The following is a 711-nucleotide window of genomic DNA, read 5'->3' on the forward strand; positions in this document are numbered from 1 at the left end:
CCTGAGTTAATGAAGCTCACTCTAGAGCGGAATGGTGAGAACCTTGTTGATGGTCTAGAGCAACTTCGAGCAGACATTGAATCGAGTGCTGATATTCTCAAGATCCGTATGACTAACAACAATGCCTTTAGACTTGGGCAAGATGTTGCGAACACGGAAGGGGATGTGGTGTTCAAAAACGAACTGTTTGAGTTGATCCAGTATCATCCGAAGACAGAGCAAGTCAACGCGACACCATTGTTGATTGTGCCGCCATTCATCAACAAGTACTACATTCTTGATCTTAGAGAAAAGAATTCGATGGTTCGTTGGTTGCTAGAGCAAGGTCATAGCGTGTTTATGATGTCTTGGCGTAACCCGGGCGAAGCTCAAAAAGACCTAGAGTTTGGTGATTATGTCACTGAAGGAGTGGTTAAAGCTGTCGCAGCGATTGAAGATATTACTGGCAAAGAGCAAATCAATGCGGCGGGTTACTGCATTGGTGGTACTGTGTTGGCTTCAACGGTTGCTTACTACGCAGCAAAGCGCATGAAGAAGCGAATCAAGACGGCTACCTTCTTCACAACTCTGCTTGATTTCTCTCAACCGGGTGAAGTGGGTGCCTATATCAACGACACCATCATAAGTGCTATCGAGAAGCAGAACGATATGAAAGGCTTTATGGACGGTCGTTCATTGAGTGTTACATTCAGTCTGCTTAGAGAAAACAGC

1 protein-coding gene is annotated in these 711 nt (G+C 45.1%); it reads left to right on the top strand.

All coding sequences use genetic code 11. The features are described 5' to 3' along the window. On the top strand, positions 1-711 hold a 711-nt coding region (locus KIV40_RS33975), incomplete at both ends, for an alpha/beta fold hydrolase (RefSeq protein ID WP_285353849.1).

The sequence above is a fragment of the Vibrio sp. D173a genome, assembly GCF_030248475.1.